At 39.2% G+C, this 16,151-nt stretch carries 15 protein-coding genes and 2 pseudogenes; 12 read left to right on the forward strand and 5 right to left on the reverse strand.

Annotated elements, in window-relative coordinates:
• The first annotated feature begins 92 nt into the window (after window positions 1–92).
• The 3 genes and pseudogenes from IPM92_04550 (at window position 93) to IPM92_04560 (ending at window position 2,242) form a co-directional block, all read left to right on the forward strand.
• Window positions 93–464, forward strand: a complete 372-nt coding sequence (locus tag IPM92_04550; protein MBK9107656.1) for a hypothetical protein — start codon at window positions 93–95, stop codon at window positions 462–464.
• A gap of 175 nt (window positions 465–639) precedes the next feature.
• The gene (locus IPM92_04555; GenBank protein ID MBK9107657.1) at window positions 640–1,053 is read left to right on the forward strand and encodes a hypothetical protein; all 414 of its coding nucleotides are present in this window, start codon (window positions 640–642) and stop codon (window positions 1,051–1,053) included.
• A 287-nt stretch (window positions 1,054–1,340) separates the two neighbouring features.
• Window positions 1,341–2,242, forward strand: a pseudogene (locus IPM92_04560) (YitT family protein).
• A gap of 94 nt (window positions 2,243–2,336) precedes the next feature.
• Here the strand turns inward: IPM92_04560 and ygiD are convergent.
• Window positions 2,337–3,224, reverse strand: coding sequence for a 4,5-DOPA dioxygenase extradiol (gene ygiD, locus IPM92_04565; protein ID MBK9107658.1), 888 nt, complete (start codon window positions 3,222–3,224; stop codon window positions 2,337–2,339).
• 130 nt (window positions 3,225–3,354) lie between these two features.
• Complete coding sequence (locus IPM92_04570) at window positions 3,355–4,335, reverse strand: polyprenyl synthetase family protein (protein MBK9107659.1); 981 nt, start codon at window positions 4,333–4,335, stop codon at window positions 3,355–3,357.
• A gap of 1 nt (window position 4,336) precedes the next feature.
• On the opposite strand from IPM92_04570, the pseudogene IPM92_04575 reads away from it, so the two are divergent.
• Window positions 4,337–6,042: pseudogene (locus IPM92_04575) on the forward strand (amidohydrolase).
• A gap of 352 nt (window positions 6,043–6,394) precedes the next feature.
• On the opposite strand, the gene IPM92_04580 reads toward IPM92_04575, so the two are convergent.
• Entirely contained in the window at window positions 6,395–6,949 is a 555-nt protein-coding gene (locus tag IPM92_04580) for a hypothetical protein (GenBank protein ID MBK9107660.1), read from the reverse strand.
• Window positions 6,950–7,178: 229 nt separating this feature from the next.
• Here IPM92_04580 and IPM92_04585 point away from each other — a divergent pair, with 229 nt between their 5' ends.
• Window positions 7,179–7,952 (forward strand): hypothetical protein, encoded by a 774-nt coding sequence (locus IPM92_04585; protein MBK9107661.1) that lies wholly within the window; start codon window positions 7,179–7,181, stop codon window positions 7,950–7,952.
• 142 nt (window positions 7,953–8,094) lie between these two features.
• On the opposite strand, the gene IPM92_04590 is transcribed toward IPM92_04585, so the two are convergent.
• A complete protein-coding gene (locus tag IPM92_04590) occupies window positions 8,095–10,473 on the reverse strand; it encodes an LTA synthase family protein (protein MBK9107662.1) in 2,379 nt (792 codons plus the stop codon).
• Complete coding sequence (locus tag IPM92_04595) at window positions 10,467–10,934, reverse strand: GNAT family N-acetyltransferase (GenBank protein ID MBK9107663.1); 468 nt, start codon at window positions 10,932–10,934, stop codon at window positions 10,467–10,469. The genes IPM92_04590 and IPM92_04595 overlap by 7 nt, the downstream gene beginning before the upstream one ends.
• A gap of 182 nt (window positions 10,935–11,116) precedes the next feature.
• Between IPM92_04595 and IPM92_04600 the strand changes: the two genes are divergently transcribed.
• From IPM92_04600 to rplW, 7 genes are all read left to right on the forward strand, one after another.
• A complete protein-coding gene (locus IPM92_04600; GenBank protein ID MBK9107664.1) occupies window positions 11,117–11,491 on the forward strand; it encodes a 30S ribosomal protein S12 in 375 nt (124 codons plus the stop codon).
• Between the two features lie 28 nt (window positions 11,492–11,519).
• The gene (rpsG, locus tag IPM92_04605) at window positions 11,520–11,987 is read left to right on the forward strand and encodes a 30S ribosomal protein S7 (GenBank protein MBK9107665.1); all 468 of its coding nucleotides are present in this window, start codon (window positions 11,520–11,522) and stop codon (window positions 11,985–11,987) included.
• A gap of 15 nt (window positions 11,988–12,002) precedes the next feature.
• On the forward strand, window positions 12,003–14,156 hold the full coding sequence (gene fusA, locus IPM92_04610) for an elongation factor G (GenBank protein ID MBK9107666.1): 2,154 nt from the start codon (window positions 12,003–12,005) through the stop codon (window positions 14,154–14,156).
• 32 nt (window positions 14,157–14,188) lie between these two features.
• Complete coding sequence (gene rpsJ, locus IPM92_04615; protein MBK9107667.1) at window positions 14,189–14,497, forward strand: 30S ribosomal protein S10; 309 nt, start codon at window positions 14,189–14,191, stop codon at window positions 14,495–14,497.
• Between the two features lie 79 nt (window positions 14,498–14,576).
• Entirely contained in the window at window positions 14,577–15,200 is a 624-nt protein-coding gene (gene rplC, locus IPM92_04620; GenBank protein MBK9107668.1) for a 50S ribosomal protein L3, read from the forward strand.
• Between the two features lie 6 nt (window positions 15,201–15,206).
• Window positions 15,207–15,833 carry a 50S ribosomal protein L4 gene (rplD, locus tag IPM92_04625; GenBank protein ID MBK9107669.1) on the forward strand — a complete coding sequence of 209 codons (627 nt, stop codon included), beginning with the start codon at window positions 15,207–15,209 and terminating at the stop codon, window positions 15,831–15,833.
• 10 nt (window positions 15,834–15,843) lie between these two features.
• Window positions 15,844–16,143 carry a 50S ribosomal protein L23 gene (gene rplW, locus IPM92_04630; protein MBK9107670.1) on the forward strand — a complete coding sequence of 100 codons (300 nt, stop codon included), beginning with the start codon at window positions 15,844–15,846 and terminating at the stop codon, window positions 16,141–16,143.
• Window positions 16,144–16,151: the final 8 nt, after the last annotated feature.

Consider the following 16,151-nt stretch of genomic DNA (forward strand, 5'->3'; position numbering starts at 1 on the left):
AGCTGATAATTTTTGATATTTGGAAGTGAACCTATCAATAGGAAAGTATTCATTTTATTTTGCAATAGCATTGCGGATTAAATACCTTATTTTTGAAAAAAAAAATTGAAGTGTCAACTTATAAAGCTCTTTACATAAGTCCCATGATACCATCGTACAATTTGGTGGAGACCGGTAAGTTTTTTAAAGATATTCTGGGCTTTAAGCCACATATGGAAAAGAATGAGTATGCCATATATGAAAAAGATCACCTGACGATTCATCTTCTTCCTGCCGGTGAAAATATTGGTCAAATGGAATTTTATCTAGAAGTGGATGACATTGATCAATTATGGCTCAAAATCGAAAATCAAGTTTTTCATTTAAAGCATCGAAAACCCTTTAACCAGGAATACGGGATGCGCGAAATTCATCTGGAGTTACCTTTTACCAAAACGCTTCTGTTCATTGGGCAATGCATTTGAGATCACCAATTTAAATTTCTTACAGAAATTTAAACAGGCAATAAATTTAATAGTTTGTGATATTGTAATATATAAATTTGATTACCTTTAAACTATGGAACAATTTAAACAAATCGGCAATTTTATCCAATATTCAATTTCCATAATCCATAATCCATAATCCAATATCTAAGTTATGAATCCAACCATTAAAAACATCCTTGCTGTAGTTGCCGGAATCATTGTCGGATCCATCGTCAACATGAGTTTAATATCTATAAGTGGATCTGTTATACCGCCTCCGGAGGGTGCAGATGTGACCACCATGGAAGGACTTAAAGCAACGCTAGCTTTGTTTCAACCCAAGCATTTTATCATGCCTTTTTTGGCACATGCATTGGGCACTTTGGCAGGTGCTTTTGTGGCTGCTAAATTTGCAGCTGAGCGTCCATTTCTTTGTGGGATGGTTGTTGCTGCATTTTTCCTAATGGGTGGAATTGCAAATGTCTTTATGCTTCCATCGCCTATGTGGTTTAACATCCTTGATCTTGTTGGAGCCTATTTACCTATGGGCTTTTTGGGAATTAAGTTGGTTATGCGCAATCAATAACATCAACAGTATTATTGCTTCCTGAGCTCTTTGATTTGTAATTTTACCTTTGATCTGGTTTCACAATTGCCTCTAAATTGCAGCTGATAATTGCTATTTCTCAACAGAAAGTCCTGCTACCATTTACATTTATTTCTGGGCGGACGGGCAAGTTTGAAATCAGCGAAATAGCATGCAGAACAGAAACCCATTTCCTTGCTCCATTATTTTATCGATCCATTTATAAAATGAGTTCCCGAAAATTTCTCTGAACTCTTATATTTGTAAAATTACCATGATTTTGCTTCATGAATAGAATACTTAAAATACACGAAAGCGAATTTATACAAAGGATCATTTTGTTTAGGCATGTGAAAGACATTTTCTTTATTGCTTTAGGCGTATTCATGGCGTCCATTGGCTTGAAATGTTTTTTATTGCCCAGTCATTTTTTGGATGGTGGCGCCATGGGAGTTTCGCTGCTTTTAAAAATTCAAACAGGTATTGACCTGTCAGTTCTCATCGTACTCATCAATTTGCCATTTATCATATTAGGAACTAAGCAGATCTCTTTGCAATTTGGAATTAAAAGTAGCTTGGCCATTATCGCTCTGGCATTGGTAGTACATTTTATAAATTATCCGGTCGTCACGGTCGATAAATTACTCATAGCCGTATTTGGTGGATTTTTTCTGGGAGCTGGAATTGGATTGTCCATTCGGGGAGGTTCTGTGATTGATGGTACAGAAGTGCTTGCGATTGCAGTGAGCAGGAGATCGAGTTTGACAGTTGGTGATTTTATTGCAGTATTCAATATCATCTTGTTTGCTGTCGCTGCACTTATCGTGAATATTGAAACAGCCATGTATTCTATGTTAACCTATCTGTCAGCATCCAAAACTGTCGATTTTATCATCAATGGTATTGAGGAATATATAGGTATCATGATCGTATCTGAAGAATCGGAAGACATTAAACAATCCATAGTCGACAAAATCGGAAGAGGATTTACCGTTTTTAAGTCTGAAGGCGGACATGGTAAAAAGGAACCAAACTTGAAGATAAGAATGTATTGTTTTGTGTGGTGACACGACTCGAAGTTACAAAAGTACTTTTAGAAATAGATAAAATCGATCCGGGAGCATTTGTGATTCAATATCCAATCAAAGATACGCGTGGTGGAATGATTAAGAAAAGGCCTTTGCACTAAAGCCGTTCTATTGTGATTTAATGATCAAACTTAAATCAAATATTAGGTCCCAGGCTTGAAACTTACACTGATTTGGTTGATGGAACTATTCCAATTAACCACCAATTTTTAATGATGTCATCGTCAATGAACCACCTACAGCTTTATCGTTAAAGACCTGAAGTTTTTCATTTTTGTGTTGTAGGCCTAAAGTGTAAAGCAAGGGTAAATAATGTTCCGGGGTCGGTATAGCAAGTTCAAAGGCTTTTCCTTGTTTTTGATAATGGATCAGTTTTTGGTGGTCACCGATTTTAAGATATTGGTTCATTTTTTCTCTCGCTTCTAGTGCCCATTCAAATGCAAAATCAATCTTATTCAGTTTATCCCAGGCAACAAGTCTGAGGTTGTGAACGATGTTTCCACTACCTATGATCAATACACCTTTTCTTCTCAGGGGCATCAATTGTTGAGCGAGTTCATAATGGTACAAAGGATCTTTGGTATAATCCAGACTGAATTGAATTACAGGTACATCTGCTTTCGGATACAAATGTTTGATGACGGTCCAGGCACCATGGTCTAAACCCCATTGCGTATCCAGCTTAACAGATGTTTTTGCGATCAGACCATTTATTTCTTTAGCAAGTAATGGATGCCCAGGTGCCGGATATTGTTGTTGGTATAGTTCTTTTGGAAAGCCTCCAAAATCATGGATCGTCCTGGGCTTGGGCATGGCTGTTACAAAACTTCCATTTGTTTCCCAATGTGCTGATATGCACAGAATCGCTTTTGGTTTTGGCAGAGTTTTGGCAATTTCACGAAATCCTTTTACAAATTCATTTTCCTCGATGGCATTCATAGGACTCCCATGACCTAAAAACAATACCGGCATTTCCGGACTTGCATCGAGATTTTCCACCAATTTGCCAAGTGCATTCAAAGGCAGCAGACTTGCAGTTATCGGTAAATAAGCCAGTGTTTGTAAAAATTCATTTCGTTTCATCTGTTTCGAACAATAAAGGCTGTTGAAAGTTGGACTGGTTTGAATTTTCCCGTAAATTTTAACTTTTTGTGTTTAATGCCAGGGTTAAATATTTGGGATATCAATTCATAAGGAACCGACTGAATCATGATCACTTTTTTCGCTCTAAAATCTGATGTATAAAATCAGAAAGTTGAATCCGGACACCATCACTTACATTCAATTGTTTTATCAATTCGAATGATTTGGATTTATAGTTCAGAAATCGCGCTTTTAATTTTTCGCGTATTGGAAATTTCAGCAAATATTTTTCTACGATTTTTATTCTCTTCAGTTCTTCTTTTTCTTGCTGGTAAGCGTCGAGAAATTCTGTTTTTTCAATCGAATCCATTTGTTCTGCTAATTCAAGAATCAATCCCGATTTTTTACCTCTTCGGATATCTCCGGCATGTTGTTTACCAAAAGCAGGATTCTCAGAATAGTAGTCTAACCAGTCGTCTTCCAATTGAAATCCGATCCCGGCCTGGATTCCCAGTTCGTATAATGCATCCGCCAAATCCGGGCGCTGGCTTATTAATGCGGCTAATTTAAAACTTGCTGCAAGCAGGACAGCTGTTTTAAGTCTGATCATTTCGAGGTACTCAGCCATATTGACAATCGCCCGCATCTCAAATTCCATGTCCATGGCCTGTCCTTCACAAACTTCTTTAGCAGTTTGCAACAAAAGATCAGTGAGATGATTCGCGCCGCTGATCTCTTCCGAAGTTCTCACAAAACGAATGGAGTCAATCAACATGACATCCCCGGATAATATCGCTGCATTCAATCCGAATTTTTTATGAACGCTTGCTTGCGATCTCCTGAAATCAGATGCATCCATGATATCGTCATGCATCAAAGTGAAGTTATGAAAAAGTTCGATTCCATAAGCTGCGTTGAGCGCGGAGACTTCATTTCCCTTTAGTAGTCTGCAAATGAGCAATAGTGCTACCGGTCGTATCTTTTTACCACCTAATGAAAGTATGTATTCAACGGGTTCATACAAACTTGAAGGACTCGTTTTTCCGGAAGATTCCTGAACAAATTTTTCAAACAATTTGAGGAACTCTTCCTCCGGACTTACATTTGCCATAATGAAGGCAAAACTAAATCCATTCTTTTACCTGTTTAATATTTTCTTACTCTTGTCTGCATGTCAACAAGATAAAAAAGCCGATACGGTATGGTATGGTGGCCAGATTTACACGGCCGATACCCTGAATCAGTTGGTCGAGGCGCTTGCGATTTCCGGTGACCGGATTTCAGCCGTGGGTAGTCTCGCACAAATGAAGAGCTGGACAGGCCCTCAAACAAAAATGTTTGATTTAAAAGGAGCATTCGTTATGCCCGGGCTCATCGAAGGCCACGGACATTTTCTTGGATTGGGGCGAGCCTCAGTGAACTGAATCTCATGCAATCAACTTCCTGGTCGGAAATTGTAGCACAGACCAAGACAGCCATTGCCAAGGCTAATCCTGGTCAGTGGATAGAAGGCCGGGGCTGGCATCAGGAAAAATGGAAGGATGAAGCAGAAATTAAATTCAATGGATATCCTTATCACGATGCCCTCAGTGCAGTAAGTCCGGACAATCCTGTAATCCTCGTGCATGCATCAGGGCATGCTCTGATGGCCAATCAACGCGCTATGGATCTTGCAGGCATTACCGTTGAGAGCATATCGCCACCAGGTGGCAGGATTGTGACCGATCTACATGGAAAAGAACCGGTGTCTTTGAAGAGAATGCCATGCAATTGATCCAACAGGCCTTTCATGAGGAAGAAAGTAAAAAAAGCAGAGAAGAGCGATTAGCTACCATAAGAAAACACGCATTGCTGGCATCACAAGCCTGTATACAGCAAGGTATCACCAGTTTTCAAGACGCCGGAAGTAGTATCGAAGAAATTCAACTACTCAAAAGCCTCTGCGATTCTGCAATTCTTCAGACCAGAATGTGGGTCATGTTATATGAAGACCCTGACAAGATAGCAAGCCAAATAAGTCTTTTACCGGTTGCACATAATGCAGCAAAGAATTTTTGTGCTTTAGCCGTCAAAGCATATGTTGACGGTGCTTTGGGAAGTTACGGTGCCTGGATGCTCGATGATTACGAAGACAAACCCGAGCACTTTGGTCAAAATACAATGTCGCTTGAAGACCTGGATAAAATTGCAGGTTTATGTATCGCAAGAGATTTGCAATTGTGCACACATGGTATAGGGGACCGTGCAAATCGCGAGATCCTAAATGTATTTGAGCAACATTTTTTAAAACATGGCCCATCGGATTATCGTTGGCGCATCGAACATGCCCAACATCTGGATCCGGACGACATCCCGCGATTTAAGCGATTAGGAGTCATAGCTTCCATGCAAGCGGTACATTGTACATCAGATGCGCCCTTTGTCGAAAAAGACTGGGGAGCAGAGGGCGCGCCTTGGAGCTTATGCCTGGAGATCACTCATCGATTCAGGAGCAAGTTTAGCCAACGGCACCGATTGTCCGGTAGAATCCGTAAATCCTTTTGAGTGCATGTACGCAGCCATAACCCGAAAACGATTGGATAACGGACTCGAATTTTTTTCCGAACAAAAGATGACCCGAACGGAAGCCCTGCGTTCTTATACAATTTGGAATGCCTATGCAGCCAAAGAAGAACATTTAAAAGGCAGTCTTGAAGCCGGTAAATTAGCTGACTTTGTAATCCTGGATCGGAACCTCTTGACTTGCACAGACGAAGAGCTTGCAAAAACAAAAGTATCAAAAGTGATTTTAGGCGGAAAAGAGATTATCATAAAATAAAAAACCCGCCATCCAGCATCTATAAAGTAAAGTCAAAATAATCAAATAAAAAGTAATTCAGTATTACAAAAACTAACAAATGTTAGCTTCAGCAATCATCCATCAACTAAAAACGCTCTGCGTAGTCTTCATCCCGCTTTATAAATGTATAATGGACTCCGTAGAATTTTTCAAAGCGGGATACGCTGGGGTGATCGGAAAACTCCGTTTTCCAAACGGAACATAGATCTAAGATTTTTTGTTTTGTACTCGTGTTGCAATGGATGTATTACCATCCATCATCTCCCGACATCATCATGTTGTTGTTAAAAAGTAACATCTTCATGTCGGGACATCCATAATCCATCATCCATTAGCCATTAGCCTGCCCTCTATTCAACCACCAACCCAACCAGGCACCAACCAATCCCCACAAAACAATTGTATCAACAAAATACATCATCGTATTGGTATCAAACCAAATGCTATTGGTGTAGGTAATCACCAGGTAACCTATGAACCCGATGCCCAGGGAACTCATCATGACCGTTTTAAAGCTCGTCTCCCGAAATTGCATCAACAGCCAGATCAGTAAAAATGCTGCAAAGAGATCAACGACGAAGCCTCGAAACATATTCATTCCCATGCTGAAATCAGCTACTTTATGATATTTGACCATTGCCCAGGGTTTACCCATATTTGCTTTCATTGCCGCCTCATGTTGTTCATGGCTTGCATCCATAGGCAAAGTAGGCATATAATAATTCCCATCTTCTGTCAGATTTGCATTTAAGGCATTTAGGATAGCATCCTGATTAGGACTGTATTTAAATTCATCCGCATGCAGATTGAGCAAGCCCCAGGTACAGAATTGCCAGATGAAAATAATGATTCCGGTAACGGTAATAGTGATCAGTTGATTTTTCATATAATTTTTGTTTTGTTTTGAACTACTAAAGTAGGCAATTTTTTAAATTTGCAAATAGGATGAGCGGTATTGGGAAAAATTAATTTGAGAGAACGGATGAAGAAATGCTATTTTTAAGATGTAATAAAGCTAACTTATGGTAAAAAGTGTTCATTTTCAAAGGGCGAATATTACCAACCAAATAACCGAAATGCTTTAAAAAGCCTTCAAAGTGAGCTAACATAATGATATGATGATACGATATGCCTATAGAAGAAAATTGTATTTCATTGTGATCTTGTTTTTGTCTAGGCTCAGTATTGCACAAGAAGTAGACCCCGCCACCATTTTAGACTTATTAAACATGAAATATTATAATTTGAAAAATTACAGCTATAATTTGAATGTTAGTTTTCAATCTATAACAAAATCTTCAGGCAAATCCTACAGCTCTTCTGTATATACAAGGAAGAGATCAAACCTTGATTCCATTCGCGATTTTATAGTGGTGAAAAATAATCAGTTGGCCTGCCTTTCTCTAAATAAACATTTAACGCAAATTGATGCAGTCAATGAAAAAATGTACTCTAAAAAAATAGTACCTCCTTATGCCGATTTAACCAAAGGTCTTATGACGAGATTATTATATTGTCCATTTGTCTATCGGAAAAATATATTCACCTTGGACCAATGGGTGGTCAAACAAAAAAAAGAGGGAAATGCCGAAAGTATCTTGGAATGTACACGATTTGTGAATACCGGATTTACGAATGATGAGCAAAGTAAAGAAAACGCAGAGCAGAAGGTGATCATTGAATGGAGTAAAACGGATACATTAATAAGGGCCATTTACGATACCATTTATTTTAAACCAAATCCACAAATTTGGGTTTATAAATTTTCTGATTATGAAATGATTTCACAGGAAGTATTCGATTCTATTTATTTAAGTCATATGACTAAGACAAGCGGATTTAAAAGAGATAATGCAGTTGTAAAGTCTGTTGAAATTAACATGAAATAGTCCCGATTGAATTGAGCAGGTTCTCTTTATTGCTTAATAAACATATAACGATAAATTATAATATTAGTTTTAATACATTAGCGAACACAACTTTATGTCTAACAATTGGGGAGTATTACAGAGTTTAGAAACTGGAAATTTATCAATAATTCAATTCGCTTAAATTTTTAAAGGGTTCCCCCGATTGTTTATAATACAACCTCGCCTTCAACGAAGACAACAAAGTCAATCCGCCTTCCTTGTCCGTAATCTTTACTTCCAATACAACTTTCGAAAGCAGGGCTTCCGGGATTTTAATCGGCACATGAAATTGTACTGTAGTGGATCCGGATTTATGTACTTCAAAAGTTTGTAATATTTTTCCGGTAGATTTGTCTTTGAGATTCAAAATACAATTGGGTGCAAAATTGAAAAAATTCCAGCTACTTACTGTTACATCCAAATAATATAAATGCTCTTCACAAGGGATATTATTAAAAATTACGATTCCATCTTCCGATAAACTCATCTGTTCGTTTCTTTGGAAAAGGGCTATTTCTTTGTATTGAAAAAAATCGTCGTAGATCTTTACCGGCAATAAATATTCATCTTCGGTGGCAACAACGCTGGCCGCCTGATAACATTTGAGTTTATGATAAATGTTTTGGAAACTTTTGTTGTTGTAATATTCGTGTAATTCAAAATTTTCATCAACCTTAAACATGCGGTTGCTTTCGGAGATAAATAATCCATGGTAGAAAAAATCTTCTATTCGCCGGTTATCTGTCATCAGCGGGATTACTTTCGCTTGGTTAAATGTTTTTTCAAATTTCAATCCTTCACCAAGTGCTGTGCTGAATACAGGCACTCGCAAATCATATTCAGATCTTAAATAAGGCATTAGGGTTTGGTATAAGTCCAGATGACTGCATACTTCGTGGAACCTTTCAGTTTCTTTTAATAGCGGAGAATATATGATCAGCGGTACATGGTACTTCTTTAAAGGATTGTTTACCGGAATTTCGGTTATAGGATGATCTCCTGTGACTATAAACAAGGTATTGCAATAATCTTCTCGCTTTGAATAGTTATCGAACAAATGTTTCAAAGCATCATCTACGTTGAGCAATGAAGTGTAATACTTGGAATACTGCTGGTAATGTTGTTTCGTTTGTGGATCGCTGATTTTAGAAGTGATCTGTCGGTATTTTTTTCGGTAATGGTTTTCGTCGTTCACTGCAAAAGGTGCGTGTGAAGTTCCTGTAAAAAACACATCATATCGGGAATTATTGGACGGTTCCGGAGTGCTTAAAAAATATTGATTGAACAAATCAAAATCATTATAACCCCAAAAAAATTTTTCTTTCCCCACGAAGACTTTGGTAAATTTGGAGGAGAAATCTTCCTTGTCGATAATCTCATCAATATTATTAAATTGATAAAAGGGCTCTTTTCCGTGAAACCATGCCCCCTGTCCGTAAAAAAAACGACTGCGGTAATGGTTTTCTTTTAATACGTTGACCAATGAAAAATGATAAGGATATTTATCCATTAAAGCAAAGCCGTTGTTGCCAAAAGGCAGAGAGCCATTCAGCGAAGGTGTAGCACCAAACGAACGTTCTGAATTGCTCAGACAGCGGTCCCAATAAAGACTTTTCCGCGATAAACTATCCATAAATGGCATGAGCAGTCCTCCCTTCATGGGATGAATAAAATCGTCTGCAAGGCCTTCAACGATGATGAGGACAATATGGGGTGGGGATTCGAATTTATCCAGTTGTTTCGATAGTCGATCTTCGCCGGTAATCAAATGGAGAAAGGGAAATTTGGGGTCTGTATAATTGGGGCCTGGAAATTCTGTTTGAAAGCGTTTGGCATATTTTTTTAATCCGCTGTCGGTGAGCATGAGGTACAGTTCCTTGAGGGAATTTACATATAAAAACGTCGATTTATTGACTACCAGATTACCTGCAACGGGTAGTTTTAAACTATGGAAGACAGGCATTATGGTCAATGAGATCGCTATAAATAGTAGTAAGAGTACCTTATTCAGTTTTGCCGGAAGTGTGCATTTATAAAGCCATATGGCCATTATAAAATAAATTAACATGACAACGCTGTATTTGATCATGGCCGGTAACAAGATATGTGAATCTGCGGTGCTTACTGAAAAGACCATTTCTTCAGCTTTGTGCTTAAAGACAAAAACATCTAGTGGCCGCTGTTGATAGAAAAAGTATTCGGAGATCGTGATATGCATGAAAACAAAAAAGCCAATCAGATACCAGCCATATTTAATTCCAAATCCTGGAAATCGTTTAATGAGTATTTGGTGGAGTGGAAAGACGAGACAAAGCACGAGCCCTGCCTGAAAAATGTCGATGAGCCAACCCAATAATTCGGAACTATAAAGTTGGGGCGGATTAAATCTCATCAATAAATGTAAGGTTTCGGCAATGCGCAATATGGCAGTCATTATGATGGCGCCTAAAAAGTAGCTGAAATAGGTATTCCCAATAAATCGTATCAGCCGATCTAGCATTGATCATCTAATTGAATAACCCCGTTTTCCCAACCAGCTATCATTTTGGCCCCGTATTTTTTATAAAATGACTTGGCAGGTTCATTCCAGTCCAATACCTGCCATTTGACTTTGCGTGCAGATTGCGCAATGGCGGTTTCCAGAAAAGCATCAAATAAGAGCTTTCCGAATCCAAACCTGCGAAAAGGCTCCCGAACGATAAAATCCTCCAAATACAAAGTTTTTCCACCCCAGGTTGAAAAATAAGGAAAGAACAAGGCCATACCCACGATTCCGGTATTGGGCAATTCGACGACGATTGCCTGAAACAGACCGGATTGAAGACCGTTTCTGTATTCTTCTGGTCCGGTACGTACCTCCTCCGGGGCTTTTTCATAGACTGCCAATTCCATGACCAGTTCTAATAACTTAGGGGCATCTTCCGGCACTGCAAGCCTTAATACTGCATTATTAACTTCCATTTCAACAATTTAATAGTCCAGGGCCTGTTAACGACATGCAAAATAATGGAATAAATTTGAACATCGGCTTGGCTGATAAGCTAAAGAATACTATTTTTGCGTCTCTTTATGGGATAGGTGTGCCATAAGGTACTGAAAATGTGCATTATATAAAAATTAGATAAAAACAGATAAACCAAAATATGCCTACTATTAATCAGTTGATCCGAAAAGGCCGGGAAAAAGTGGAGTACAAGAGTAAATCCAGAGCTCTCCAGTCAAATCCTCAAAAACGAGGTGTTTGCACCAGAGTTTATACCACAACTCCCAAAAAACCGAATTCGGCTTTGCGTAAAGTAGCTAAAGTAAGGTTGACAAATGGTATAGAGGTCATCTGTTATATCCCGGGTGAAGGCCACAACCTTCAAGAACACTCTATCGTCCTCGTACGTGGAGGTAGGGTAAAAGATCTTCCCGGTGTGCGTTATACTATTGTAAGAGGTGCTTTGGATACAGCTGGTGTGAATAACCGCAAAAAGAGTCGATCTAAGTACGGAAGTAAAAGACCAAAGAAATAATAATTAGGATTAAAGATTACAATCGTCCATGAGAAAACATAAACCAAAGAAGCGAATAATGGAACCAGACCCCAGGTTTGGTGATACACTGGTTACTCAGTTTGTGAATAATATGATATGGGAAGGCAAGAAAAGTACGGCCTATAGCATCTTTTACCAGGCAATGGATCAGGTTGAAACAAAGCTGAGCGAAAATCCACATGAAGTTTGGCAGCGCGCTTTAACGAATGTGATGCCACATATCGAGGTTAAACCGAAGCGAATCGGAGGTGCTACTTTCCAAATTCCACAGGAAATGAGGCCAGCTCGTAAAACAGCAACAGCTATTAAATGGCTAATCAAATATTCAAGATTGCGCGCAGGAAAGGGGATGGCTGATAAATTAGCGAATGAAATAATTTCTGCCAGCAAAAATGAAGGTGCTGCAGTTAAAAAGAGAGAAGATACACATAAAATGGCAGAAGCCAACAGAGCTTTCGCACATTTCAAATCTTAATAATAAGGATATAGGATGTCAAAGGATTTAAGTTACTTGAGGAATATTGGAATTGCAGCGCATATAGATGCAGGTAAAACTACAACTACCGAGCGCATCCTCTATTACACAGGAATGACACATAAAATCGGTGAAGTTCACGATGGTGCAGCAACTATGGACTGGATGGCTCAGGAACAGGAACGCGGTATTACCATTACTTCTGCTGCCACCCAGACAAATTGGAATTGGAAAGGTCAATCTTATATTGTAAATATTATCGATACACCCGGACACGTCGATTTTACCGTTGAAGTAAATCGATCGCTTCGCGTATTGGACGGTCTTGTTTTCTTATTCAGTGCTGTTGATGGCGTTGAACCACAAAGTGAAACAAACTGGAGGCTTGCAGATAATTATAAAGTTCCGAGACTTGGATTCGTAAATAAAATGGATCGCCAGGGTGCTGATTTTTTCAATGTAGTTAGCCAGGTACGTTCGATGTTGGGTTCTAAAGCTATTCCGCTTCAGGTTCCCATTGGTGCAGAAGAACACTTTACCGGAGTAGTAGATCTCATCACCAATAAAGCCATGATCTGGGATGATGCCTCAAAAGGCATGTCCTATAATGAAATTCCAATTCCCGCAGACATTGCAGACCAAGTGCACGAATGCCGCCAGGAACTGATCGAAGCTATTGCAGAATACGATGACGATCTGATGGTTAAATTTTTTGATGCCCCAGAAACTATCACTGAGCAAGAAATGATTGCAGCAATTCGCTCTGCTGTTTGTGATATGAAATTTGTGCCGATGCTTTGCGGTTCGGCCTTTAAAAATAAAGGGGTGCAGGCAGTTTTAGATGCAGTTTGCGCTTTCCTTCCATCTCCAATGGATATTGAGGATGTGAAAGGAACACATCCAAAAACTGATGCTGAATTATTTAGAAAACCTTCTGCTACTGAGCCATTTGCTGCTTTGGCTTTTAAAGTTGCTACCGACCCTTTCGTTGGACGATTGGTTTTCATGCGCGTATACTCAGGTCGCCTGGATGCAGGATCTTATGTGATGAAAGTGCGTACCGACAAGGACCGCGTTATCATGGAAAAAGAACGCATTTCCAGACTATTCCTTATGCATGCTAACGATCGTAAGTCTATTGATTTTGTGGAGGCCGGAGATATCGTTGCAGCTGTTGGATTTAAAGATATTAAAACGGGCGATACTTTATGTGATGAGAACAATCCGATCATTCTGGAATCTATGGTATTCCCTGAACCGGTAATCTCCATTGCAATTGAACCGAAAACACAAAAAGATCAGGATAAATTAGGTATGTCTTTGGCTAAATTAGCTGAAGAGGATCCTACCTTCCGCGTGTTTACTGATGAAAATACAGGGCAGACCATCATCAGTGGAATGGGAGAATTACACCTTGAAATCATTGTCGATCGCTTGAAACGCGAATTTGGCGTTGAATGCAATCAGGGTGCCCCTCAGGTTAATTATAAAGAGTCCATGACCAAAACTGTAGGTCATCGCGAACGCCTCAAAAAACAAACGGGTGGTTCGGGATTGTTTGCAGATATGGAATTTGAATTGGGTCCGGCTGATGCTGCATTTATGGAGAGTGATGAGTTTAAGAGTGGTAAGACCAGAATGCAATTCATTTGGGATATTTTTGGAGGCGCTATCGATAAAGCATATATGCAGCCTATCATCAAAGGTTTTGAATCTATGATGAATCAAGGCATATTGGCAGGATATAACCTCGAACACATGAAAGTTCGCGTGTTTGATGGTTCTATGCACTCTGTTGACTCTAAACCACAAGCTTTTGAACTTTGTGCAAAAGACGGTTTCCGGGAAGCTGCTCCTAAAACAGGTCCTCAACTGATGGAACCTATTATGAAATTGGAAGTCATCACACCCGACGAATATGTGGGTCCGGTTATTGGTGACCTCAACAGAAGAAGGGGAATGCCAAAAGGACAAGAGCAAAGAATGGGCGGTGCAGTGGCGATACAAGCAGAAGTTCCGCTTTCTGAAATGTTTGGTTATGTTACGCAATTGCGCACCATCACTTCAGGAAGAGCAAGTTCTACGATGGAGTTCTCTCATTATGCTCCGGTTCCTAAACAGGTCGCTGAAGAAATTATTGCAAAAGCAAAAGGTACCGTGAAAGTATAGTTTGTAAAAATTGATTAGAAATAAATATAGGCATGAATCAAAAAATTCGGATAAAACTTCGCTCTTATGACCACAATTTGGTCGATAAGAGTACGGAGAAGATTGTGAAGACAGTGCGCAGTAGTGGCGCAGTAGTTGCTGGTCCGATTCCGCTGCCCACCGAGAAGGAAATATTTACAGTGCTGAGATCACCGCACGTAAATAAGAAAGCTCGAGAGCAGTTTCAACTTCGGACGCACAAAAGGCTCATCGAGATTTATACACCTACCAATAAAACGGTAGATGCGTTGTCTAAGCTCGAACTGCCCAGTGGAGTAGACATACAGGTAAAGTTGTCTTAAGCGTCTTCCATTTCTGTTTTTTTTGAGGTTTCCGGTAAAACGGAGATCTTATTTGATAACATAATTAAAATCACATATTGTGAACGGATTAATTGGAACTAAAGTCGGCATGACGAGTATCTATGACAAGGACGGCAAATTCATTGCATGTACCGTTGTAGAGATTTCTCCGAATGTAGTTACACAAGTCAAAACTGAGGAATCGGATGGTTACTCTGCTTTGCAGTTTTCACACGGAGAGGCCAAAGCCAAAAATGCAAACCGTGCCATCACCGGACATTTTAATAATGCCAAGACCACTCCTAAAAGAAACTCAGTGGAATTTAGAGATTGCAGCCTGGAAAAACAATTGGGTGATGAAGTGCTGGTGACAGAAGTTTTTGCAGAAGGCGATGTAATCCATGCAAGTGGAGTTTGTAAAGGAAAGGGATTCCAGGGAGTTATTAAACGTCACGGTTTTGGTGGCGTACAAAATGCAACCCACGGTCAACATAACAGGCTGCGTGCACCGGGTTCAATTGGTGCATCTTCATATCCTTCAAAAGTCGTGAAGGGTTTAAGAATGGCCGGCCAGAATGGAAATACTAATATTAAGGTCAGGAATTTGAAAGTTGCAAAAATCCTACCAGAGAAAAATTTGCTTTTGGTAAGGGGAGCGATTCCCGGTCACAAAGGTTCCATTGTAATCATAGAAAAAAAATAAGTTGCCATGAAATTGGATGTACTGAATACACAGGGTCAAAGCACGGGCAGAAGTATAGATTTGCCTGACAATATATTTGGAATTGCACCAAACGAACATGTTCTTTATCTCGCGGTTAAAGCTTATATGGCAAATCAAAGACAAGGAACACATGATTCTAAAGAACGCAATGAAGTCAACCGTTCAACCCGTAAAATCAAAAAGCAAAAGGGAACAGGTGGTGCTAGAGCAGGTTCTATGAAAAATATAACCTTTAAAGGAGGTGGACGCGCATTCGGACCACATCCAAGGGATTACACGCAGAAATTAAATAAAAAAGTGAACCAATTGGCCAGAAGGTCTGCTCTTTCTCAAAAAGCAGCTGGCGAAGGAATTGTAGTCGTTGAAGATTTTCAAATGAGCGCTATTAAAACCAGCGAGTTTGCTGGGATTATGAAAAATCTGCAGGTTGATAAAATCAAAACTGTAGTCGTTACTCCTGAATATAACGAGGCAATTTATTTGTCAAGCCGCAATATTCCATGTGCTGATTTGAAAATTGCAAAAGACTTAAATACTTACGATATCCTTAATTGTAAAAAACTGGTTTTAACAGAATCCAGTATTGGTAAAATAAGTGAAACATTAGCTTAATATCAGAGACATGAACAAGCAAATAATTATTAGACCGGTGGTTACTGAAAAATCTGAGACGCTTTCCACAAAAAAGAATCAGTACACTTTTTTAGTTGCAAGAGATAGCAACAAAATAGTGATTTCTAAAGCCATCGAAAAAATGTACAGCGTTTCTGTAGAATCTGTAAACACAGCGCTCTATCCCGGCAAACTCAAAACGAGGAATACCAGGAATGGCGTTTTAAAAGGTAAAAAAGCCTCCTACAAAAAAGCATTTGTGAGCTTGAAAGCGGGAGATGAAATTAACATTTTTGGTGACGAGAAATAATAAACGAT

This window comes from Saprospiraceae bacterium, from assembly GCA_016719615.1.
Classification (GTDB): domain Bacteria; phylum Bacteroidota; class Bacteroidia; order Chitinophagales; family Saprospiraceae; genus Vicinibacter.